Origin of the sequence: Agromyces sp. NBRC 114283 (assembly GCF_030268405.1) — a bacterium.
In the GTDB taxonomy this organism is placed as follows: domain Bacteria; phylum Actinomycetota; class Actinomycetes; order Actinomycetales; family Microbacteriaceae; genus Agromyces; species Agromyces mediolanus.
The window spans coordinates 3,850,999-3,871,952 of the sequence record NZ_BSQP01000001.1 but is presented as its reverse complement, the minus strand read 5'-3'; the positions used below and the strand labels follow the sequence as shown (position 1 = coordinate 3,871,952).

At 72.8% G+C, this 20,954-nt stretch carries 20 protein-coding genes; 15 read left to right on the top strand and 5 right to left on the bottom strand.

The features are described 5' to 3' along the window. Positions 1–234: 234 nt before the first annotated feature. Positions 235–1,587: an FAD-binding oxidoreductase gene (locus tag QSJ60_RS18635; RefSeq protein ID WP_285465171.1), complete on the bottom strand. Its 1,353-nt coding sequence runs from the start codon at positions 1,585–1,587 to the stop codon at positions 235–237. 183 nt (positions 1,588–1,770) lie between these two features. Here QSJ60_RS18635 and QSJ60_RS18630 point away from each other — a divergent pair, with 183 nt between their 5' ends. The 5 genes from QSJ60_RS18630 (at position 1,771) to QSJ60_RS18610 (ending at position 5,044) form a co-directional block, all read left to right on the top strand. Further along, positions 1,771–2,664, top strand: a complete 894-nt coding sequence (locus QSJ60_RS18630) for a CPBP family intramembrane glutamic endopeptidase (RefSeq protein WP_285465169.1) — start codon at positions 1,771–1,773, stop codon at positions 2,662–2,664. Positions 2,665–2,674: 10 nt separating this feature from the next. Continuing rightward, positions 2,675–3,622, top strand: a complete 948-nt coding sequence (locus QSJ60_RS18625; protein ID WP_285465168.1) for a capsular polysaccharide synthesis protein — start codon at positions 2,675–2,677, stop codon at positions 3,620–3,622. A gap of 39 nt (positions 3,623–3,661) precedes the next feature. Further along, the gene (locus QSJ60_RS18620; RefSeq protein ID WP_285465166.1) at positions 3,662–4,129 is read left to right on the top strand and encodes a GNAT family N-acetyltransferase; all 468 of its coding nucleotides are present in this window, start codon (positions 3,662–3,664) and stop codon (positions 4,127–4,129) included. Next, positions 4,126–4,518 (top strand): DUF1304 domain-containing protein, encoded by a 393-nt coding sequence (locus QSJ60_RS18615; protein WP_285465165.1) that lies wholly within the window; start codon positions 4,126–4,128, stop codon positions 4,516–4,518. Before QSJ60_RS18620 ends, QSJ60_RS18615 begins: the two co-directional genes overlap by 4 nt. A gap of 112 nt (positions 4,519–4,630) precedes the next feature. After that, positions 4,631–5,044 (top strand): hypothetical protein, encoded by a 414-nt coding sequence (locus QSJ60_RS18610; RefSeq protein WP_189085420.1) that lies wholly within the window; start codon positions 4,631–4,633, stop codon positions 5,042–5,044. A gap of 117 nt (positions 5,045–5,161) precedes the next feature. Here QSJ60_RS18610 and QSJ60_RS18605 read toward each other — a convergent pair whose 3' ends face one another. After that, positions 5,162–5,851: a TetR/AcrR family transcriptional regulator gene (locus QSJ60_RS18605; protein WP_230765803.1), complete on the bottom strand. Its 690-nt coding sequence runs from the start codon at positions 5,849–5,851 to the stop codon at positions 5,162–5,164. 161 nt (positions 5,852–6,012) lie between these two features. Here QSJ60_RS18605 and QSJ60_RS18600 point away from each other — a divergent pair, with 161 nt between their 5' ends. The 5 genes from QSJ60_RS18600 to QSJ60_RS18580 all read left to right on the top strand — a co-directional run bounded on the left by QSJ60_RS18600 (position 6,013) and on the right by QSJ60_RS18580 (position 12,922). Continuing rightward, positions 6,013–7,674, top strand: coding sequence for an amidohydrolase (locus tag QSJ60_RS18600; RefSeq protein ID WP_285465163.1), 1,662 nt, complete (start codon positions 6,013–6,015; stop codon positions 7,672–7,674). Between the two features lie 74 nt (positions 7,675–7,748). Next, the gene (locus tag QSJ60_RS18595; RefSeq protein ID WP_285465161.1) at positions 7,749–9,395 is read left to right on the top strand and encodes an ABC transporter substrate-binding protein; all 1,647 of its coding nucleotides are present in this window, start codon (positions 7,749–7,751) and stop codon (positions 9,393–9,395) included. Next, positions 9,382–10,416, top strand: a complete 1,035-nt coding sequence (locus QSJ60_RS18590; RefSeq protein WP_502871398.1) for an ABC transporter permease — start codon at positions 9,382–9,384, stop codon at positions 10,414–10,416. Before QSJ60_RS18595 ends, QSJ60_RS18590 begins: the two co-directional genes overlap by 14 nt. Further along, the gene (locus QSJ60_RS18585) at positions 10,413–11,279 is read left to right on the top strand and encodes an ABC transporter permease (RefSeq protein ID WP_189085424.1); all 867 of its coding nucleotides are present in this window, start codon (positions 10,413–10,415) and stop codon (positions 11,277–11,279) included. The genes QSJ60_RS18590 and QSJ60_RS18585 overlap by 4 nt, the downstream gene beginning before the upstream one ends. Beyond that, positions 11,276–12,922 carry a dipeptide ABC transporter ATP-binding protein gene (locus QSJ60_RS18580; protein WP_285465159.1) on the top strand — a complete coding sequence of 549 codons (1,647 nt, stop codon included), beginning with the start codon at positions 11,276–11,278 and terminating at the stop codon, positions 12,920–12,922. The genes QSJ60_RS18585 and QSJ60_RS18580 overlap by 4 nt, the downstream gene beginning before the upstream one ends. Before the next feature lie 26 nt (positions 12,923–12,948). Here QSJ60_RS18580 and ku read toward each other — a convergent pair whose 3' ends face one another. After that, a complete protein-coding gene (gene ku, locus QSJ60_RS18575) occupies positions 12,949–13,884 on the bottom strand; it encodes a non-homologous end joining protein Ku (RefSeq protein ID WP_230765812.1) in 936 nt (311 codons plus the stop codon). Between the two features lie 88 nt (positions 13,885–13,972). Here ku and QSJ60_RS18570 point away from each other — a divergent pair, with 88 nt between their 5' ends. Beyond that, positions 13,973–16,468 carry an ATP-dependent DNA ligase gene (locus tag QSJ60_RS18570; protein WP_285465156.1) on the top strand — a complete coding sequence of 832 codons (2,496 nt, stop codon included), beginning with the start codon at positions 13,973–13,975 and terminating at the stop codon, positions 16,466–16,468. A gap of 19 nt (positions 16,469–16,487) precedes the next feature. Here QSJ60_RS18570 and QSJ60_RS18565 read toward each other — a convergent pair whose 3' ends face one another. Next, positions 16,488–16,754, bottom strand: coding sequence for a DUF7218 family protein (locus QSJ60_RS18565; RefSeq protein ID WP_230765816.1), 267 nt, complete (start codon positions 16,752–16,754; stop codon positions 16,488–16,490). A gap of 116 nt (positions 16,755–16,870) precedes the next feature. On the opposite strand from QSJ60_RS18565, the gene QSJ60_RS18560 reads away from it, so the two are divergent. Both QSJ60_RS18560 and QSJ60_RS18555 read left to right on the top strand, forming a co-directional pair. After that, positions 16,871–17,272: a DUF7882 family protein gene (locus QSJ60_RS18560; RefSeq protein WP_285465154.1), complete on the top strand. Its 402-nt coding sequence runs from the start codon at positions 16,871–16,873 to the stop codon at positions 17,270–17,272. Next, the gene (locus tag QSJ60_RS18555; RefSeq protein ID WP_285465152.1) at positions 17,269–17,526 is read left to right on the top strand and encodes a hypothetical protein; all 258 of its coding nucleotides are present in this window, start codon (positions 17,269–17,271) and stop codon (positions 17,524–17,526) included. The genes QSJ60_RS18560 and QSJ60_RS18555 overlap by 4 nt, the downstream gene beginning before the upstream one ends. Before the next feature lie 18 nt (positions 17,527–17,544). On the opposite strand, the gene QSJ60_RS18550 is transcribed toward QSJ60_RS18555, so the two are convergent. Continuing rightward, a complete protein-coding gene (locus tag QSJ60_RS18550) occupies positions 17,545–17,868 on the bottom strand; it encodes a DUF7882 family protein (protein ID WP_189085430.1) in 324 nt (107 codons plus the stop codon). Between the two features lie 86 nt (positions 17,869–17,954). On the opposite strand from QSJ60_RS18550, the gene QSJ60_RS18545 reads away from it, so the two are divergent. Both QSJ60_RS18545 and QSJ60_RS18540 read left to right on the top strand, forming a co-directional pair. Then, positions 17,955–18,974, top strand: a complete 1,020-nt coding sequence (locus tag QSJ60_RS18545) for a LacI family DNA-binding transcriptional regulator (protein WP_285465150.1) — start codon at positions 17,955–17,957, stop codon at positions 18,972–18,974. 281 nt (positions 18,975–19,255) lie between these two features. Then, complete coding sequence (locus QSJ60_RS18540; protein WP_285465376.1) at positions 19,256–20,941, top strand: glycoside hydrolase family 13 protein; 1,686 nt, start codon at positions 19,256–19,258, stop codon at positions 20,939–20,941. Positions 20,942–20,954 lie beyond the last annotated feature (13 nt).

The following is a 20,954-nucleotide window of genomic DNA, read 5'->3' as shown; positions in this document are numbered from 1 at the left end:
GGTCTGCCGTCTCGCGCACCCGCAAATACTGACACCTTGCCTCGAGCGGGGGTATGGGTGCGCCGCAGCCGGTGGGCCGGTGGCGGGCCGGAGCGGGATGGCGCGACGTCAGTATTTGCGGGTTAGGAAGCTCGCGCACCCACAGATTTTGCCGTCTTGCCGTGGAGGCGGGGCCCCGGAAGGGTTGGGTGGGCGCCGGGGCAGGCGGGGCACCCGTGGGGAGGGGGCGGCGGCTCAGGCGAAGACGCGGTTGCCGCGGAAGCGGCCCTCAGGGTCGAGGCGGCGGCGAACCGCGTCGGCGCGCTCGACGTCGGCCCGGTCGTAGGCGCCGAGATAGCTCGGCTCGCCCTCGAGGAACGTCGCGAAGGTGCGCTCGACGACTCGCTCGCCGAGCGCCGCCGCGATGGCGGCGAACCCCGCCTGCACAGCCGGCTCGATACCGGGAACGGCGACCGCACGGGCGCTCACGACGTGCGTGTACGGCACGGCCCCGGCGATGGCCGGACGCTCTGGCGCCTCGGCGAGCGCCCCGCCGAGCCCGCGGAACTCGATGAGCATGACGGCCTGCCCCACGGGCGATTGCCAGGTCTCGAGCAGGGCGTCGAGGCCGGCCGCGTCGAGGTCGGCGAAGCGGCCCCAGCCGTAGCCCGCGCTCGGCTCGGTCGGTTCGTCGGCCACGACCGCGAGCTGCTCGATGCCGATCGGGGCGATCGTGTCGAGCTGCACGGTGCCGGCGGCCCGCACCGGGGCGAGCACCGCCTCGAGCGCCTCGGCGCCGTCGGTCGACACGGCCTGCACGGTGACGATCGTGCGACCCCGCAGTTCGGCGGGCACCGCCTCGACGTCGGGCAGCCGCATCGCTCCGGCGTGCAGCGCGATCTCGCGCGGGGCCGTCGCCTGCGCCGCGAGCGCGGCCTGGAGCACGGGTGCGAGGTCGGCGCCGTCGAAGGCGAGCCGCCCGCCGACGAGCTCGCGTGCGGGGTACAGCTCGAGCTCGACCGCGGTGACGACGCCCGCGGCGCCGCCCGCGCCGCGGAGACTCCACAGCAGCTCGGGGTCGTCGGCGTCGCGCACCCAGCGGTGCTCGCCATCGGCGGTGAGCAGCTCGACGGCGATGAGCGAGGCGGAGCCCTGCCCGTGCGCGCGGCTGAACCAGGAGTGCCCGCCCGCGAGCAGGAACGGCACCGTGTGCACGACCCGGTTGGACCCCGAGAGGGCGACGAGTCCGGTGCCCTCGAGCGCGGCGAGCACGCGGCCCCAGCCGACGCCCGCGCCGACGCGCGCCACCCGGCGCTCGACGTCGACCTCGACGGTGTCGAAGTGCGCGGTGCGCACGAGCACGGCCCCCTCGAGCGAGCCCGAGGCGCCGTGCCCGCCCGGCTGCACCGCCAGCTGGAGGCCGTCGGCGCGCGCCGCCTCGAGGAGAGCGCGGAGCTCGTCGACGTCGCGCGGGCTCGCCACCGCGGCGGGGCGCTGCTCGACCGCCCGGTTCCACGGCGCGCGCGCCTCGTCGTACACGGGGTCGCCGGGGAGGACGAGTCGGTCGCCGAAGCGCTCGGCGAGAGCGGTGAGTGCCGTCGAGGTCATAGCGCGACGGTAGCGGGGCCCGCCGACATGCGCCATCCCCGCCGGCCGCGACCGCGATCATGATCGCGATCGTCTCGCGCGGTGCTTCCGCGCGGGCCATCCGCTCCGCTACCTTCTGAACTGACCTCGGCCCGTCGCGCCACCCGCGCGAGGCGATCGGGGACCCTGCCGAGAGGACCTTTTGTGACCGACGCCCCCCTCGCCGACGCACCCGTCCCCGAGACCCGCGAGCGCGGCTGGCGCGCCTTCTGGAACCGGGGCGGCTGGTGGAAGGCCCTCATCGTCGTCGTGGTCTATCTCGGCGTCTACCAGCTGCTGCCGATCGTGCTGCTCCCGCTCACCCGGCCGCTGATGGAGGAGAACCTCTTCGCGAGCCCGGCGAGCGTGTTCGCCGGGCTCGCCCTGCCGGTCGTCCTCGGCTCGATCGTGCTGCTCGTCTTCGCCTGGTCGCTCGGCTGGCTGAAGCCGCTGTTCGGCCGGCAGCCCGTGCGCGGCCGCTGGTGGATGTGGTTCGCGCCGGTGCTCGTGCTCATCCCGATCGTGCTGCGCCTCTTCGGCACCGACTACGGCGCCTACTCGGTGGGCGTCATCGTGATGACGTTCGTCGCCGGCCTCTTCATCGGCTTCTCGGAGGAGCTCGTCACCCGCGGCCTCGTCGTGACGCTGATGCGCAAGGCGGGGCATGCCGAGTGGGCCGTCGCCGCGGTGTCGGCGCTGTTCTTCGCCCTCATGCACTCGGTGAACATCCTCACCGGCCAGGGCGTCGCGGCGGTCGGTTTCACCCTCCTCTACACCTTCGCCTTCGGCATCCTGATGTACCTGACGATGCGCGTGACGGGCAGCCTGATCTGGGCGATGGTGCTGCACGGCCTCACCGACCCGACCACCTTCCTCGCGACGGGCGGCGTCGACAAGACCGGCGGCGCCGCGTCGGAGAGCCCGCTGCTCGCGCTGACCGGGCCGGCGACGATCCTGCTGATCGTCGGCGGCTTCCTGCTGCTGATCTTCATCCGCGGGCGGGCGACCCCGATCGCCGCGACGGTCGCGGGTGCGGAGGCCCCGGCGTCGCGGGGCTGAGCGCTCGAGCATGACCGGCGCCGGCGGCATCCCCGAGCTCGACCGGGTGATGGCGGGCCTGCGCGCCCAGCTCGAACGATCGGCGCGCTTCGAGGACACGATCGATCTGGCGGCCTCGCTGCGAACCTCGCTGCGCCTCGTGCAGCTGCTGCAGCCGCGGCTGGGCGAGCTGCGGCTCGCAGCCGGGCTGCCCGAGTCGCCTCCGCTGTTCGCGAGCTGGCGGGCGCGGCGCTCGGCCCGCGCCTTCGCCGCGCGTCCGGTGCCGTCCGACCGCGTCTTCACGTTCTGGAACCGGCCGGTCGCCGAGGCACCGCCCCTCGTGCAGGCCTGCATCGCCCAGCTGTACCGCGCCTACCCGCACGTCCTGGTGCTCGACGGGGCGTCCGCGCGCGAGCTCGTCGAGATCCCCGAGCGCGTCGCGACCGTGCTGGAGGAGGCGCGTCCCGCCCACTTCTCGGACTACGTGCGCACCAGGGTGCTCGCCGAGCACGGCGGCATCTGGGCGGATGCCACGGCCTGGGTCGACCGGCCGCTCGACCCGGAGCTGCACCGGCTGCTCCGCGCCGGGGTGGTGTTCCCGCGCTGGGCGAAGCGTCAGATCGCGAACTGGTTCATCGCGGCGCAGCCCGGCGCCGTGGTGCTCACCCTGCAACGGCTCGCCCTCGACGCCTGGTGGGAGTCGACGGACGAGCTGCCCGACTATTTCCTCTACCACCGCGTCTTCGAGGTGATCCAGGCGCTCGTCCCGGAGGCCCGAGGCCAGTGGAATGCCGTGCCCTCGCTCTCGGCGACCTCCGCGCACCTGCTGCAGCTCGAGATGATGCAGCCCTGGCGCGCGACGACCGTGCGCCGTATCCTCGACGTCGCCCCGCTGCAGAAGCTCAGCTACAAGTACGACGAGGTGCCGCCGGGCTCGGTGCTGGAGCGGCTGCTCGCGGGCGACGGCCTCGGCGGTTGAGTGACGACTCGCGTCGGAGGCGTCGCGTATCGTGCTTGCATGGCACTCACGATCCGATCGGCCGCGCCGAGCGACCACCCGCGCCTGCTCGAGCTGTGGCGCGCGAGCGTCGAGGCGACCCACCACTTCCTCGCGCCGGCCGACATCGACTGGTACGAGGAGGTCGTCGCCGGCTATCTGCCGCAGCTCGGCGACCTGCGTGTCGCGGTCGACGGCGGCGGCGACGCCGAGGGCGAGGTCGTCGGCTTCATCTCGCACGACGACGGCGAGATCCACATGCTCTTCGTCGACCCGGCTGTGCACGGGCAGGGCGTCGGCACCAGGCTGCTCGAAGACGTCGGCGCCGACGGGGGCGAGCTGCGGGTCGACGTCAATGAGCAGAACCCCGTGGCGCGCGGCTTCTACCTCGCGCGCGGCTTCGTCGAGGTCGGCCGTTCCGAGCTCGACGGCGAGGGTCGCCCGTTCCCGCTGCTGCACCTGCGCCGCGAGGCGAGGGCCGCCGCGTGATCGTCGCCGGGCTCGTGCTCGCCGGCCTCGGCGGGCTGATCCACGTCTACATCTGGGTGCTCGAGTCGCTCGTCTGGACCGGCCCGCGCGCCCGCGCCACCTTCGGCATCCGCAGCGACGAGGAGGCGCAGCTCACCCGCGCCCTCGCGTTCAACCAGGGCTTCTACAACCTGTTCCTCGCGCTCGCCGTGTTCGCCGGCATCGTCGCGTTCGCGGCCGGCGCGGGCAACGTGGGCGCCACGCTCGTCTTCGCCGGCGCGGGCATGATGGTCGGCGCGGGTCTCGTGCTGCTGCTGTCGAGCCCGTCGAAGGCGCGCGCTGCGCTCATCCAGCTGGGGCCGCCGCTGCTCGGTGCCGTCGCGCTCTGGATCGGGCTCGCGACCGCCTGACGCGCCGCGAGGGCAGCCCCGCACCCGGGGCTGGTGAGGCGGTGTCCCCGCTCCGGCGTAGACTCCCGTGGTCACAACAGAACAGGGGAGGTTGCACACAATGCAACGATTCATGACGACGACGGCACTCGTGTTCGCGGGTGCTCTGCTGCTCTCGGGCTGCGCCACGTCCGGTTCGGGCGACGCCGCTTCGACGTCCGCGAAGGACGGCTGCGACACGATCCGCAGCGAGGTCCGCAACGTGTCGAACGGCGCGCAGAACACGCTCGCGACCGCGACCGACGCTGCCGAGACGAAGACCTACCTCGAGGGCCTCGAGGACCGGGTCGACGCGCTCGACGAGCAGGCCGGCGACGACACCAAGGTGGAGGACGCGCTCGAGGGGCTGAAGGCCGCGCTCGGCGACGCGGCGGACTACGCCGCGACCATCCCGGCCGACGGCACCCAGGACCCGGAGGCGCTCGCCGCCCAGCAGACGGCCATTCAGACCGCTGCGAACGAGGTCAACACGGCCTGCGCCGCCTGACGGCAGGCGCACCGACGCACGAGCGCGCGGCATCCCTCCCCGGGTGCCGCGCGCTCCGTCGTCTCCGGCACGCGGGCCGGATGCCGCGAGGCGCCCCGCCCGGCTGCGGGCACGGGCTCAGCGCGCGGCGGCGGCGCGCTCGGCCGAAGCGATGATGACGTCCATGCCGAGCTGGAACAGTTCGCGGTCCTCGAGCTCGACGAGGCGCGTGCCGTACTCGACGACGCGGGGGTGACTGCGGGCGTCCGCGAGGATCGGCCCGTCGAACCAGGGGCTCGTGCCGTCCTCGTTGGCCCCGCGTTCGCTGCGACTGCGTGCGATGCCGGCCGCGGTCGAGAGCACGTGCGAGGCGAGCAGGGCGTAGTGGCGCACGAGCTCCTCCTCGGCGAGGCCGGCGCGCGCGAAGGCATCGAGCATGAGCTCGATCGCGTCGAGCTCGCCGCGGCCGTGCGTCGTGAGCACGACCGCTTCGGCGGCGACGGCCGGGTGGGCGCAGAAGAGCTCGAGCGTGGCGTCGCCGAGCTGGCGGATGCGCCCGCGCCAGTCGTCGAGCGGCGCGCGCACCGCCGCGACCGAGCGCGCGTTGAGCTCGTCGAGCAGCGCCTGCATGAGCGCCTCCTTGTTGCGGAAGTGCCGGTAGATCGCCGTCGGATCGGCGCCCAACCGGGCGCCGAGCTCCCGCACCGAAAGGGTGGTCGCCCGGGTCTCCGCGGCGAGCTCCAGGCCGGCGGCCACGATCGAGTCGTGGTCGAGCCTGGCCTTGCCGCGCGCGCTCGCGCCAGCCGTGGTCTCGGTGGCTGTCGTCATGGCGCTCCTTCGCTCCGCGTCGCCTCCATGCTGCCACGCCGGGGCGGTGCAGCGGCTCGGGAAGCGTAGCAAGTCCCGCATCACCGCTGTCAACAGTGTTGACAGCGGTGATGGGCTCTGAGTACGCTCGCCTCGTCCGTTCGATGAGGAAGCGAGGCGACGTGACTGCCGACGTCCTGTTCACCGGCGGGTCCGTGTTCACCGGAACCGGATCCCCGCTCCGAGGCCACACGGTCGCCGTGGCCGGCGGCCGCATCACCGCGGTCGTGCCAGACGCCGACGCCGACGCCCTCCGCGGGCCGGGCACCCGCGTCGTCGAGCTCGAGGGCGCGCTGCTCGCACCCGGCTTCCAGGACGCGCACATCCACCCGGTCGGCGGCGGCATCGAGCTGCTGCAGTGCGAGCTCAGCTCCGGCGCGAACGCCGAGGAGGCCGTCGCGCTCGTCGCCGCGTACGCCGCGGCGAACCCCGAGGAGCCGTGGATCCTCGGCGGCGGCTGGTCGATGGACCACTATCCGGGCGGGGCACCCACCCGCGGCCTTCTCGACGCCGTCGTCGGCGACCGTCCCGTGCTGCTCATGAGCCGCGACCACCACAGCGCCTGGGCGAGCACCGCCGCCATCCGCGCCGCGGGCCTCGACGCCTCCACCCCCGACCCCGTCGACGGCCGGATCGAGCGAGAGGCCGACGGATGGCCCGCCGGCACCTTCCACGAGGGCGCCATGGAGCTCTTCGCCGAGGTGCGGCCCGCCACGAGCGACGCCCTCGCGTACCGCGGCCTGCTTCGCGCCCAGGAGGAGCTGCTCGCGCTCGGCATCACCGGCTGGCAGGACGCCATGGTCGGCCAGGGCGGCGGCGTGCATGACCCCGTCGCCGCCTACCGCCGCGCCCTCGACGCCGGCGAGCTCAAGGTGCACGTCGTCGGCGCGCAGTGGTGGCGGCGCGACGCCGGCCTCGAGCAGGTCGACGGGCTCCTCGCCCTCCGCGACGAGATCGCGGCGCTCGGCCGGGAGGAGCGGCTCTCCCTCGCCACCGTGAAGATGATGGTCGACGGCGTCGCCGAGAACCAGACCGCCGCGATGCTCGCCCCCTACCGCGATCACCACGGCCACGACACCGAGAACCGCGGGCTCTCCTTCATCGACCCCGAGCTGCTCCGCGCGGCGGTCGAACGGCTCGACGCGGAGGGGGTGCAGGTGCACTTCCACGCCCTCGGCGACCGCGCGGTGCGCGAGGCGCTCGACGCCGTCGCCGCGGCCCGGGCGGCCAACGGCCCGAGCGACGGCCGCCACCACCTCGCCCACCTGCAGATCGTCGACGAGGCCGACACCGCGCGCTTCGCCGAGCTCGACGCCGTCGCGAATCTGCAGATGCTCTGGGCCACCCACGAGGACCAGATCGACGAACTCACCCTGCCCTTCTTGCAGGAGGGCGCAGAGGCCAGGCAGTACCCCTTCGGCGACCTCGTCCGCGACGGCGCCCGGCTCGCGGCCGGCAGCGACTGGCCGGTCTCCACCGCCGACCCGCTCGCCGCTATCCACATCGCGGTCACCCGGGTGGCCCCCGGTCTGGACGCCGAGCCGCTCGGCGGTGCCCACCAGCGGCTCGCGCTCGAGACGGCGTTCGCCGCGTACACCTCCGGCAGCGCCTACGTGAACCACCGCGACCACGACACCGGGCACGTGCGCGAGGGGTACCTCGCGAACCTCGTGGTCGTCGCGCCCGACCCCTTCGGGCTCGCGCCCGAGGAGCTCCACCGCGCCGCCGTGCGCTCGACCTGGATCGAGGGCGAGCGCGTGTACGCCGCCCCCGACGCGGGCTGAGCCGCGCACACCGGCACCGCACGCACCAGCACCGCTGCATCCGTCCACCCACCAGTACCCAGAGGAGCCCCCCAATGCCAGTCCTCCGACCCCGCACCGGCCGGCGCATCGTCGCGCTCACCGCCGGCGCCGCGGCCGCCGCGCTCGCGCTCAGCGCCTGCACGCCGGCATCCGACGCCCCCACCGCGGCCCCCGACTGGGAGCTGACCGCCGAGACGCCGGCCCCGTCCGGCGACATCGACTCGTTCACCTGGGCGAACTACGCCGAGCCGTACTCGCTCGACTACGCCTACGCGTTCGACTACGCCGACAACATGGTGCTCTCGAACGTCTGCGAGTCGCTGCTGCGGCTGAACCCCGACTACACGCTGAGCCCGGGCCTCGCCGAGGCGTACGAGCAGACGAGCCCGACCACCTGGGTCTACACGATCCGCGAGGGCGTCAGCTTCCACGACGGCACGCCGCTCACCGCGGCCGACGTGGTCGCCTCGATGAGCCGCCACCTCGACCCGGCCGTCGGTTCCTCCTGGTACTCCGTCTACCAGAACGTCGCGAGCATCGAGCAGACCGGCGACCGCCAGGTGACGGTGACCACGACGATCCCCGACTCCCAGTTCAACCTCGGGCTGGGCGGCTCGGCCGGCGTGATCGAGTCGGCGGCGACCCTCGCGGCCGACGGCACCGACTACGGCAACTCGACCGGTCTCGTGAACTGCACCGGGCCGTTCGAGCTCAGCGAGTGGAAGTCGGGCGAGTCGATCACGCTCACCCGCTTCGACGACTACTGGGACGAGTCGCTCCGGGCGAAGTCGGGCGAGGTGCGCTTCGTCTTCATGAACGACGCCACCGCCCGCGTCAACGCGCTGAAGTCGGGCGATGTCGACGGCAGCTGGATGCTTCCCGTCGACGGCATCCCGCAGCTGCAGGCCTCGGGCGCGGGCGACGTGTACTTCGGGCTCAGCACCGCGACGTCGAACCTCATCGTCTCGAACCTCGACGGGCCGCTCGGCGACCTGCGGGTGCGCAAGGCGCTCATGTTCGCGCTCGACCGGCAGGGCATCCTGGATGCTGCGGCGAAGGGCTACGGCGAGGTGTCGAACGCCCTGACGCAGGAGTCGGTCTGGGGCGGCGCGTCCGAGGCCACCCGCGACGAGGCGTTCTCGGGACTCGAGGAGTACCCGAACGACCTCGAGCAGGCCAAGGCGCTCGTCGAGGAGGCCGGGGTCGCCGGGCAGAAGATCGTCTTCGCGACCGCGCCGATCGGCAACGACTTCACCGTCGTCTCGCAGGCGACGGCCGCCGCGGCGCAGTCGATCGGCCTCGAGGCCGAGATCAAGACGGTCACGCCGAACGCGTACACGGCGCTCTTCTCCGACCCGAGCGCTCGTGAGGGCGTCGACCTCTTCTACACGGTCTGGTACCTCTCGAGCCCCGACCCGCTGGAGATGTACGGCGTGCTCCGCACCGGCGAGTTCAGCAACTACGGCAACTGGTCGAACCCCGAGTTCGACGAGCTCGCGACGCAGGCGGTCGGCACCATGGACCCGGAGGAGCGGGCGAAGCTCACGAGCCGGCTGCAGCACATCGCGAACGAGGAGCTGCCCTGGCTGCCCCTCTTCGCCGGTCCGATGCCGGTCTTCGTCGGCGAGCGGATCACCGGCGTCGCGCCATCGATCGCGTTCCTCTACTACCCCTGGGCGGCCACCATTGGCGCTCGATAGTCGCACCGTCTCGGTCGCCGCCCGCGAGGCGGCGGCCGACGCGCCCCGCCGCGGGCGGTGGTCGGCCGCCGGCGTGCGCCGGGTCGCCGGCAAGCTCGGCGGACTCGCGCTCACCCTCTTCCTCGCCTCCCTGCTGGTGTTCTTCTCGCGCTTCCTCGTGCCGGGCGACCCGGTGAGCTTCCTGCTCCGCGGCCGCAAGCCGAGTCCCGAGGCGGTCGCGCAGGTCACCGCCCAGTACGGCCTCGACCTGCCGCCCTGGCAGCAGTATCTGAACTGGCTGGGCGGCGCGCTCACGGGCGACTTCGGCCGCTCGCTGCAGTACCGCCAGGACGTCTCGACGGTGATCGGCGAGCGCCTGCCCGTCACGCTCATGCTCGTCGTCATGTCGGGCCTCCTGATCGCGATCGTCGGCCTCTCCGCCGGCGTCGTGGCGGCGCTGAACAAGGGCCGTCCGCTCGACCGGCTGACGCTCATCGGGCTGACGGTGCTGAGCGCCATCCCCTCGTTCGTCGGCTCGATCGTGCTGATCGCGATCTTCGCCGTGCAGCTCGGCTGGTTCCCGACCTTCGGCTCCGGCCAGGGCTTCGGCGACATGGTCTCCCACCTCGTGCTGCCGTCGATCGCGCTCGCGATCGTGTTCGTCGTGCTCGTCGGCAAGGTCACCCGCTCCTCGATGGTCGAGCAGCTCGGCCGCGAGCACGTCGAGGTGGCCACCAGCCGCGGCCTGAAGCGGGCCACCGTGATCCGCCGGCACGTGTTCCGCAACGCGCTCGGCCCGATCCTCACCGTCAGCGGCGTGCTCGTGGCCGGCCTCCTCGTCGCCTCCACGATCGTCGAGGCGGCCTTCGGGCTCGCCGGCATCGGCTCGCTGCTCGTGCAGTCGGTCGACCGCCTCGACTTCCCGGTCGTGCAGGCGATCGTGATGCTCGTCGTGACCGCCTTCGTCGTCGTGAACGCGATCGTCGACCTCGCCGAACCCTGGATCGACCCCCGATCCGCCGCAGGAGCCAGTGCCAGATGACGACCCCGACCCCCACCCTCGCCGTGAAGGTGCTGCGCGCGCCCCGCGCCCACCGCACGAGCCTCGTCTTCGCGATCGCCTGCGGCGTCGTCGCGGTGATGACGCTCGCCGCCGTCTTCGCCCCGTTCGTCGCGCCGTACCCGCCCGACGCGGTCGACTTCACCGCCGTGAACGCCGGGCCGAGCGCCGCGCACTGGCTCGGCACCGACGGCCTCGGCCGCGACCTGCTGAGCCGACTCGTCTACGGCGCGCGGACCGCGCTGCTCGGGCCGCTCCTCGTCGTCATCGGCTCGACGATCATCGGCATGCTGCTCGGCCTGCTCGCCGGCTGGCGCGGCGGCTGGATCGATGCCGTGCTGGGCCGCGTCTTCGACGTGCTGTTCGCCTTCCCCTCGCTGCTGCTCGCGATCATGGCGGTCGCGCTCTTCGGCAAGGGCCTCGTGGCGCCAGTGATCGCGATGAGCATCGCCTACGCCCCCTTCGTGGCCCGGCTGACCCGCGCCCTCGTCAAGGCCGAACGCACCCGGCCGTACGTCGCGGCGTACCGGGTGCAGGGCTTCGGCGGCGCGTGGATCGCGTTCCGCCGGGTGCTCCCGAACGTCACGCCGATCGTCGGCGCGCAGTCGACGCTGAACTTCGGCTACGTGCTCGCGGAACTCGCCGGGCTCTCCTTCCTCGGTCTCGGCGTGCAACCGCCGACGCCCGACTGGGGCGCGATGATCAACGAGGCGCAGTCCGGCGTCGCGGGCGGCTACTTCCTGCCCGCGATCGTGCCGGCCGTCGCCGTGGTGCTCGTCGTCGTGGCCGTGAACATCATCGGAGAAGAGCTCTCCGACCGCATCGGAGGAGGGGTGCCGGCATGAGCCAGCTGCTCGACATCGACGGGCTCACGCTCGAACTGCACGACGGCACCCGTCTGCTCGACGGCATCTCGCTGTCGGTCGCGCCCGGCGAGACCGTCGGGCTGGTTGGCGAGTCCGGCTCGGGCAAGTCGCTGACCGCGCGCACCGTGCTCGGCCTCGTGCCCGAGCGCTCCCGCCTCGGCGGTCGGGTGCGGCTCGACGGGCGCGAGGTGATCGGCGCGCCCGCCCGCGACATCCTCGACCTCCGCCGCCATGCGGCCGCCATGATCTTCCAGGACCCGCGTGCCGGCATCAACCCGATGCGCACCATCGGCGACCACCTGACCGAGACGCTGCGCCGCTGCGAGGGCAAGTCCGCCGCCGAGGCGCGGGCGCGGGCGATCGAGCTCCTCGCCGACGTGCAGCTGCCGCGCCCCGAGGAGCACTTCGACCAGTACCCGCACGAGTTCTCGGGCGGCATGCTGCAACGCGTGATGATCGCCGGCGCGCTCACGAGCTCGCCGAAGCTGCTGATCTGCGACGAGCCGACGACCGCGCTCGACGTCACGACGCAGGCGGAGATCGTGCGTGTGCTCGTGGAGCTCCGCGAGCGGCGCGGCATGGGCATGCTCTTCATCACCCACGACCTGAACCTCGCGGCCTCGCTCTGCGACCGGGTCGTCGTGATGAGCCGCGGCCGCATCGAGGAGTCGGGCGACGCCCGCCGCGTCTTCACGGCGCCCGAGGCGGACTACACGCGGCGGCTCATCGAGGCGACGCCGAGCATCGCGGTGCGCAGCCTGGACGGCGGCATCGAACCGGATGCCTCGTCGCGGGCGGATGCCTCGGGGCGCATGGATGCCTCGGCCCTCGCCGGCCCGATGCTCGAGGTGCGCGGACTCGACAAGCAGTACCAGCTGCGCGGACGGCCCCCGGTGCACGCCGTCGTCGAGGCGGAGCTCGAGATCCCGCGGGGCGGCTCGCTCGGCGTGGTCGGCGAGTCCGGCTCGGGCAAGTCGACGCTGGCCCGGCTGATCGTCGGCCTCGAGGCCGCCGATCGCGGCGAGGTGCGCGTCGCGGGCCGCGAGCGGGGCGCCGCGCCGCACGGCCGCGCAGAGCGGCTCGCGCACGCGAAGAGCGTGCAGATGGTGTTCCAGGATCCCTACCTCTCGCTCGATCCGCGCATCCCGGCGGGACGCGCCATCCAGGACGTGCTGCGGCTGCACGGCGGCCTCGACCGCGCCGCCGCCGAGGCGCGGGCCCTCGAGCTGCTCGAGGCGGTGGGGCTCGGCGAGCGCCACCTCACCGCGCGACCCAAGACCCTCTCGGGCGGGCAGCGCCAGCGGGTCGCGATCGCCCGGGCGCTCGCCATCGAGCCCGATCTCCTCGTCATGGACGAGGCGACGAGCGCGCTCGACGTCTCGGTGCAGGCGCAGGTGCTCGACCTCGTCGCGCGGCTCCGGGAGGAACGAGGCCTCACGGTGCTCTTCATCAGCCACGACCTCGGGGTCGTGCGCCGGGTGTGCGAGCGCGCCGTCGTCATGCGCCGCGGCGAGATCGTCGAGCAGGGCCCGAGCGACCAGTTGCTGCGAGAGCCGGAGCACCCCTACACCCGGCTGCTCGTGGACTCGGTGCCCCGGCCCAGCTGGGAGGTCGCGGCGTAGCGGCGACGCGCCGGCGATACCGCGGGTTAGGAGGCCGCCTTCTTCTTGGCCGCCGGCTTCTTCGCCGTGGCCTTCTCGGGGGCGGCCTTCTTGGGCGCGGTCTTCTTCGTGGCGGGCTTCTTCCCGGTCGACTTCTCCGGAGAGGCATCCGCGTCGTCCGAGGCATCCGCACTGCCGCCGCCGCGCTTGGCGGAGATCGAGCGGCGCAGCGCCTCCATCAGGTCGATGACCTCGGCGCCCTCCTCCTCCGGCTCCTCGCCGAAGGTGGCCGCGGTGTCGAGCGCGTCGCCCTGCTCGAGCTTCGCCTCGATGAGGGTGCGCAGCTCCTGCTGGTACTCGTCGACGTACTGCGTCGGATCGAAGTCGGACACGAGGCTCTCGACGAGCTGCTTCGAGAGCGCGAGCTCCTTGTCGCTGATCTTCACCTTCTCGTCGAGCGCGGGGAAGGCGGCCTCGCGCACCTCGTCCGACCAGAGCAGGGTCTGCACGACGAGCACCTCGTCGTGCACGCGCAGCGCCGCCAGGCGGGTCTTCTGCCGCAGCGCGAGGCGCACGATCGCGGTGCGGTCGGTGGACTCGAGGGTCTCGCGCAGCAGCACGTACGCCTTGCTCGACGCCGAATCGGGTTCGAGATAGTACGAGCGGTCGAACATGATCGGATCGATCTGCTCGCTCGGCACGAACTCGACGACCTCGATCTCGCGGCTGCGCTCGGCGGGCAGCGCCTTCAGGTCGGCGTCGGTGATCACGACGGTGCGCTCGCCGTCGTCGTACGCCTTGTCGATGTCCTGGTAGGCCACGACCTTGCCGCAGACCTCGCACTTGCGCTGGTACCTGATGCGGCCGCCGTCCTCGTCGTGCACCTGGTGCAGGCTCACGTCGTGGTCCTCGGTCGCGCTGTACAGCTTCACGGGCACGTTCACGAGGCCGAACGTGACCGCCCCTTTCCAGACGGCTCGCATACCCCCAGTGAACACCCAGGGGTGCCGCACCGGAACCCCCTTGCGCAAGCCCTCGCCTCCCCGGTGCGCGAGCGGGCAGGATGGGGGCATGGCGGATGCGGAGCGCCAGCTCGTCGAGGTCGACGGTCGACGGCTGCGGCTGACGAACGTCGACAAGGTCATGTACCCCGAGACGGGCACGACGAAGGGCGAGGTGATCTCGTACTACGCCGAGATCGCCGCCGTCATGGTGCCGCACGTCGCCGGACGCCCGGTCACCCGCAAGCGCTGGGTGCACGGCGTCGGCACCGCCGAGCATCCCGAGACCCCGTTCTTCGAGAAGAACCTCGCCGAGCACGCGCCGGAGTGGCTGCGCCGCGGGGTCATCCAGCACTCCGACGGGCCCAAGACCTACCCGATCGCGGGCGACCGGGCGAGCCTCGTCTGGATGGCGCAGCAGGCCGCGCTCGAGCTGCACGTGCCGCAGTGGCGCTTCGCACCCGACGGCTCGGCCGCGAACCCCGACCGGATGGTCTTCGACTTCGACCCGGGGGAGGGCGTCGGCCTCGCCGAGTGCGCGGAGGTGGCGCGGCTGGTGCGCGACCTCATCGGCGGCATGGGCCTCGAGGCGGTGCCCGTCACGAGCGGCAGCAAGGGGCTGCACCTCTACGCCGGGCTCGACGGCTCGCAGAGCTCCGAGCAGGTCTCGGACGTCGCCCACGAGCTGGCGCGCGCCCTCGAGGCCGACCACCCCGAACTCATCGTGTCGAGCATGCGCAAGGCGCTGCGCACGGGCAAGGTGCTCATCGACTGGAGCCAGAACAACGGCAAGAAGACGACGATCGCGCCCTACTCCCTGCGCGGGCGGCTGCGCCCCTCCGTCGCGGCGCCCCGGGAGTGGGCCGAGCTCGACGAACCGGGCTTCGGCCAGCTGGAGTTCCACGAGGTGCTCGCCCGGGTCGCCGCGGGCGGCGACCCGATGGCGCAGCTCGGTCGCGCGGCGCCCGGCGGCGACGCGCTCGACGCGTACCGCGCCAAGCGCACGGTCGGCGCGACGCCCGAGCCGATCCCGGGCCCGCGCGAGCGCATCGAGGCGGCGGGTGCGGATGCCTCGGGCGCGACGGATGCCTCGGGCCGCCGCTTCACGATCCAGGAGCACCACGCCAGACGGCTGCACTTCGACCTGCGACTCGAACGCGACGGGGTGCTGCGCAGCTGGGCGGTGCCCAAGGGCGTGCCCGAGACGACCGGCGTGAACCACCTCGCCGTGCAGACCGAGGACCATCCGCTCGAGTACCTCGACTTCGAGGGCACCATCCCGGCCGGGGAGTACGGTGCGGGCCGCATGACGGTCTGGGACACCGGTGAGTACGAGCTCGAGAAGTGGCGTGACGACGAACTGATCTTCACCCTCGAGGGCCGCGTCGGCGGGCCGCTCGGGCGGGTGCGGCTCGCGCTCATCCGCACCGACGGGGAGGGCGAAAAGAGCAGCTGGCTGCTGCACCGCATGAAGGAGCAGCGCGCCGGGCAGCGGCACGCGGGCCCCGCAGCGGCGTCCGAGGCATCCGCGGTCCCGCCTCCGCCCGAGGCATCCGCGGCGCCCCTCGCCGCGCCCGCGCCGCGCGGGGCCGCCGGACGCCCGCCGCGCATCCCCTACGCCCCCATGCTCGCCGTCGCGGGCGCGCCCGGCCTCGCGGGCGACGACCGGGCGCTCGAGTGGAAGTGGGACGGCATCCGCGTGCTCGCCCGCGTCGAGGACGGCGCGAGCCGGCTCGCGAGCCGCACCGGGCGCGACGTGACCGACGTCTACCCCGAGCTCGCCGGGCTCGCCTCGGCGCTCCGGGCCGACGCCGTCGTCGACGGCGAGATCGTCGCGCTCGACGAGGACGGCCGCCCCGACTTCGGCCTGCTGCAGCACCGGATGAACCTCGCCGACCCGCGCGAGATCGCGAAGACGGCGCCGCGCATCCCGGTGCGGCTGCTGCTCTTCGACGTACTCGAAGTCGCCGGCTCGCCGACGGTCGACGAGCCGTACCGGCACCGCCGCGAGCGGCTGGAGCGGCTGCTCCGACCGGGCACCGGCGCGCCCGTCGAGGTGCCGGGACCCGCCGAGGGCTCGGTCGAGACCGCCCTCGCCGAGGCCGAACGGCTCGGCCTCGAAGGGGTCATGGCGAAGCGGCGGGACTCGCCGTACCGTGCGGGAGAGCGCAGCGACGACTGGCTGAAGCTGAAGCTCGCGCGCACCCAAGAGGTCGTCATCGGCGGCTACCGGCGCGGCGTCGGCACGCGCACCGGCCGGATCCGCTCACTGCTGCTCGGGCTGCCCGGCGAGCGCGGGCTCGAGTACGTCGGCCGGGTCGGCAGCGGCTTCCGCGAGCGCGAACTCGACCGGCTCCTGGCCCGCTTCCGCGAGCTGGAGCGCGAGACCTCGCCGTTCGTCGAGGTGCCCGCGGCGGACGCCGCCGACGCCGTGTGGCTGCGTCCTGAACTCGTCGGCGAGATCGAGTTCGGCTCGTGGACCCGCACGGGCGTCGTGCGGCACGCGCGCTGGCGCGGCCTCCGACCCGACCTCGACCCGGCCGGCGTGCGCCGGGAGGGCGGCTGAGCCGGGGCGCGATCCCGCGTCAGTGGTTCCGCAGGGCGGAGATGAGCTCGGACTTGCGCTTGTCGCTGTACCCCGAGAGGCCCAGCTCCTTGGCGCGCTTCTTCAGCTCGGGAACCGTCCAGTCCTCGTAGTCGCCGTGCGATCCGCCCTTGCGGCCGATCGCGCTGCGCCCCTGCTTCGCCGCCGCGTTCGAGACGCGCGCGGCCTTCTCCTTGGAGGCACCGTCGTCACGGAGCTTCTCGTACAGCTCCGGGTCCTTCAGTGAGGCGTTCCGTCGTCCGGGCATGGCGTGCTCCTTTCCTCGATGCCTGCGACGCTAGATCGCGCGCAGCCGGCCCGGCAGGGGGTTGACACCCCTCGCCGGCCTCGCGGCCGCGCCCGGGTGGGCGTAGCATCGGCCGCATGGGCACGCTGTACTACGGCGACTCCGGTACCCCGATCGGCATCGAGGATCGCGCACTCACCCACCTGAAGGTGGCGATCACGACGAAACTGCGCCGCAACGAGAGCTTCACCTTCTCCTGGCGGCACACCGACGAGCAGCCGCGCGGGCGCAGCACCCTGTGGATGCATCCGTCCATCCCGCTGCGCTTCGTCTTCGACGAGCCCGAGCGGCCCGACCTCAGCATGCGCTGGATCGAGGAGCTGATGCGCTCGGCGAACAGCACCGGGGGCATCGAGTTCCTGCCCGAGTACCTCGACACCGGGCCGATCCCGACCGATCCCGACCAGCCGGTGCGGGTCGGCGTCGACGTGCAGGAGATCGAGCACAGCGACGACGACGACGAGGAGGCGCCGAAATGAGCGAGCGCGACGAGAAACTCCGGCAGGCCGACGAGACCGCGGCGCGGATCGAGATCGAGCGCTGGTGGCCGCACCTCTCGATCGAGGCGAAGCACCGCGTGCTCCGCGACCTCGAGGCCGAGCTTGACGAGGAGGCGATCGCCGAGATCGTCGTCATCGCGGCGCGCAGCGGCCGGCCGGATGCCGAACCGCCGGTGCGGCTCGAGGCGCACGAGCGCGACTACGTGCGCACCCAGATCGAGGCCGTCGACTGAGCGCAGTCCGGCCGGAGGCTACTCGGCGTCGAACGGCTCGGTCTCGTCGGGTTCGAGGACGTGCTGCAACCCGCCCGCGCTGTTCGCCGAGAGCAGCAGCTGCTCCACCCACAGCCGGTTCAGCTTCGGCGGCCGATTGCCGCTGAAGACGAACTGCACCGGGATGGACTCGTTCAGCCAGACCGTCGTGCGACCCGACCCGCGGTCGACGCCGTGCTCCCAGGTGAACGCGAACGACTCCGAGCGTCGCAGCTTGTTCAGGATGGCGACCCGCAGGTGGGCGAGCGTCCGGTCGTCGATGTCGAACTCGCGCAACGATGCGCCGTAGACCAGTTTGCCCATGTGCCAAGCCTACGCGGGACGGTGGCCCGCCGCCCGGGGTGTCCGATCGTCGAGTTCTTGCGCGGACTTCGCATACCATTGCTCGCATGTCGAGACGACTGGCGGATGTCGCACGCAAGGTCGGCGTGAGCGAGGCCACGGTGAGCCGGGTGCTGAACGGCAAGCCCGGGGTGTCCGCCTCCACGCGCGATGCCGTGCTGACGGCGCTCGACGTGCTGGGCTATGAACGGCCGACGAAGCTCCGCGGCGAGCGAGCCCGCCTTGTCGGGCTCGTCATGCCCGAGCTGCAGAACCCGATCTTCCCCGCGCTCGCCGAGTCGATCGGCGGCGGCCTCGCGCAGAACGGCTTCACCCCCGTGCTCTGCATCCAGAGCGCGGGCGGCGTCTCCGAGTCGGACTACGTCGAGCTGCTGCTGCACCAGCAGGTCTCGGGGGTCGTCTTCGCCGGCGGCGCGTACTCGCAGGGGGATGCCTCGCACGAGCACTACGAACGCCTCGTCGAGCTCAAGCTGCCCACGGTGCTGCTGAACGCCCCGGTCGACGGTCTCGGCTTCGCGACCGTGTCGTGCGACGACGCCATGTCGATCGAGCAGGGCTACGGGCACCTCGTGCAGCTCGGGCACCGGCGCATCGGCATCCTGCTCGGGCCCCGCGATCACGTGCCGTCCAGGCGCAAGCTGGCCGCGGCCAGGCGGATGGCGGAGCGGCACGGCCTCGCCCTCGACGACGAGCTCGTGGTGCACTCGCTGTACTCGCTCGAGTCGGGGCAGGCGGCCGCCGCGAAGCTGCTGCGGGCCGGTGTCACGGCGATCGTCTGCGCGAGCGACCCGATGGCGCTCGGTGCCGTGCGCGCCGTGCGTCGGGCGGGCCTGCGCGTGCCGGAGGACGTTTCGGTCATCGGCTACGACGACTCGGCGCTGATGAACTGCACCGAGCCGCCACTCACGACCGTGCGGCAGCCGATCGAGGCGATGGGCAAGATGGTCATCGAGCTGCTGCTGCGGCAGATGACGAGCGAGCGCGCCCTCGGGGACGAGGTGCTCTTCGCGCCCGAGCTCGTCGTCCGCGGCTCGACGGGCCCCGCCCCCGCCCCCGCGCCCGTCTGAGTTCAGACTTGCCCGACTTTCATGAAAGTCGGGCAACCCTGCTTCCCGCTCTCGACTTGCCCGACTTTCATGAAAGTCGGGCAAGTCGGGTTCTGAGGGGGTGGATGCCGCTTGCGCTCCAGCCGCAAGCCGCTGACGCAATTCCACGCAAGCCGTCGAAACATTTTGTTGATTTGTTGAATAGTTGCATCATCCTGTTGCTCTCATTACGTTGACCGGCAAGACGCCGTCGTCACGGACGCGACGGCGCGCCGAACGACGAGGAGCACCACCGCGTGACCATGCCACTCACCGCCACCACGGCCGGCCCCGGCGCCCCCGCGGGCGACGCCGACTGGTGGCGCAGCGCCGTCATCTACCAGGTGTACGTGCGCAGCTTCGCCGATTCGAACGGCGATGGCATCGGCGACCTGCAGGGCGTCCGCAGCCGGCTCGACTACCTCGCCGAACTCGGCGTCGACGCGCTCTGGTTCACCCCCTGGTACCCCTCGCCGCTCGCAGACGGCGGCTACGACGTCGCCGACTACCGCGACATCCACCCCGCCTTCGGCACCCTCGCCGACGCCGAGCAGCTCATCGAGGACGCCGCGGCGCGAGGCATCCGCACCATCATCGACATCGTCCCGAATCACGTCTCGCACGAGCACCCCTGGTTCCAGGAGGCCCTCGCCGCCGGGCCGGGCAGCCCCGAGCGCGAGCGGTTCTGGTTCCGCCCGGGCCGCGGCGAGAACGGTGCGGAGAAGCCGAACGACTGGGTGTCGGAGTTCACGGGCGAGCCGTGGACCCGCACCACGAACCCCGACGGCACGCCCGGCGACTGGTACCTGCACCTCTTCACGGCCGAGCAGCCCGACCTCAACTGGAACCACCCCGACGTGCGGCGCGAGCACGAGGAGATCCTCCGGTTCTGGTTCGACCGTGGTGTCGCGGGCGTCCGCATCGACTCCGCCGCCCAGCTCATGAAGCACCCCGAGCTGCCCGACTACCCCGCCGAGCCCGGCCCCGGCGAGCACCCGCACATCGACCGCGACGAGCTGCACGAGCTCTACCGCTCCTGGCGGCGCATCGCCGAGAGCTACGACGACCCCCGCGTGCTCGTCGGCGAGATCTGGCTGCCCGACGCCCAGCGCTTCGCGGCCTACCTCCGCCCCGACGAGATGCACACGGCCTTCAACTTCGACTTCATGACCCGGCCGTGGAGCGCCGCCGAGCTGCGCGCCTCGATCGAGCTCATGCTGCGGGTGCACGCCCCCGTCGGCGCCCCGAGCACCTGGGTGCTCTCGAACCACGACATCACCCGCCCGGTCACCCGCTACGGCCGCGAGGACTCGGGCTTCGCCTTCCGCAAGAAGCGCTTCGGCACGCCGAGCGACCTCGCCCTCGGCACCCGCCGCGCCCGCGCCGCCGCACTCCTCACCGCCGCGCTGCCCGGTTCGCTCTACCTCTACCAGGGCGACGAGCTCGGCCTGCCCGAGGCCGAGCTGCCCGTCGCGGTGCTGCAGGACCCCATGCACTTCCGCTCCGGCGGCATCGACCCCGGCCGCGACGGCTGCCGGGTGCCGCTGCCCTGGCGCGGGCTCGCGGAGCCGTACGGCTTCAGCCCCGCGAGCGCCGCGGCGGCCCCGTGGCTGCCGCAGCCGGCCGACTGGTCCGGCCTCACCGTGGAGGCGCAGGAGGCCGACCCCGCCTCCATGCTCTCGCTCTACCGCCGAGCCCTCGGCATCCGTCGTGCGGAACCCGCGCTGCGCTCCGGCGCGCTCGACTGGGTCGACGCAGGTCTCGAAGCGATCGCCTTCCGCCGCGGCGACGGATTCCTCAGCATCACGAACCTCGGCACGGCTCCGATCGAGCTGCCGCCGCACGAGTCGATCGTCCTCGCGAGCGCCCCGCTCGACGAGGGGCGGCTCGCCGCCGACGCCACCGCCTGGCTGCGCACCGCGCCGCGGGCCGTGACGGCGGCGCCCTGACCCGCACCATCCG

Excerpts from the sequence above, each read along its gene's own strand:
- QSJ60_RS18610 (WP_189085420.1), top strand. The coding sequence starts at position 4,631 with ATGACGACGACGGCACTCGTGTTCGCGGGTGCTCTGCTGCTCTCGGGC.
- QSJ60_RS18550 (WP_189085430.1), bottom strand. The coding sequence starts at position 17,868 with ATGGGCAAACTGGTCTACGGCGCATCGTTGCGCGAGTTCGACATCGAC.
- QSJ60_RS18595 (WP_285465161.1), top strand. The coding sequence starts at position 7,749 with ATGCCAGTCCTCCGACCCCGCACCGGCCGGCGCATCGTCGCGCTCACC.
- QSJ60_RS18560 (WP_285465154.1), top strand. The coding sequence starts at position 16,871 with ATGGGCACGCTGTACTACGGCGACTCCGGTACCCCGATCGGCATCGAG.
- QSJ60_RS18540 (WP_285465376.1), top strand. The coding sequence starts at position 19,256 with ATGCCACTCACCGCCACCACGGCCGGCCCCGGCGCCCCCGCGGGCGAC.
- QSJ60_RS18565 (WP_230765816.1), bottom strand. The coding sequence starts at position 16,754 with ATGCCCGGACGACGGAACGCCTCACTGAAGGACCCGGAGCTGTACGAG.
- QSJ60_RS18570 (WP_285465156.1), top strand. The coding sequence starts at position 13,973 with ATGGCGGATGCGGAGCGCCAGCTCGTCGAGGTCGACGGTCGACGGCTG.
- ku (WP_230765812.1), bottom strand. The coding sequence starts at position 13,884 with ATGCGAGCCGTCTGGAAAGGGGCGGTCACGTTCGGCCTCGTGAACGTG.
- QSJ60_RS18635 (WP_285465171.1), bottom strand. The coding sequence starts at position 1,587 with ATGACCTCGACGGCACTCACCGCTCTCGCCGAGCGCTTCGGCGACCGA.
- QSJ60_RS18545 (WP_285465150.1), top strand. The coding sequence starts at position 17,955 with ATGTCGAGACGACTGGCGGATGTCGCACGCAAGGTCGGCGTGAGCGAG.
- QSJ60_RS18555 (WP_285465152.1), top strand. The coding sequence starts at position 17,269 with ATGAGCGAGCGCGACGAGAAACTCCGGCAGGCCGACGAGACCGCGGCG.
- QSJ60_RS18620 (WP_285465166.1), top strand. The coding sequence starts at position 3,662 with ATGGCACTCACGATCCGATCGGCCGCGCCGAGCGACCACCCGCGCCTG.
- QSJ60_RS18605 (WP_230765803.1), bottom strand. The coding sequence starts at position 5,851 with ATGACGACAGCCACCGAGACCACGGCTGGCGCGAGCGCGCGCGGCAAG.
- QSJ60_RS18580 (WP_285465159.1), top strand. The coding sequence starts at position 11,276 with ATGAGCCAGCTGCTCGACATCGACGGGCTCACGCTCGAACTGCACGAC.
- QSJ60_RS18585 (WP_189085424.1), top strand. The coding sequence starts at position 10,413 with ATGACGACCCCGACCCCCACCCTCGCCGTGAAGGTGCTGCGCGCGCCC.
- QSJ60_RS18625 (WP_285465168.1), top strand. The coding sequence starts at position 2,675 with ATGACCGGCGCCGGCGGCATCCCCGAGCTCGACCGGGTGATGGCGGGC.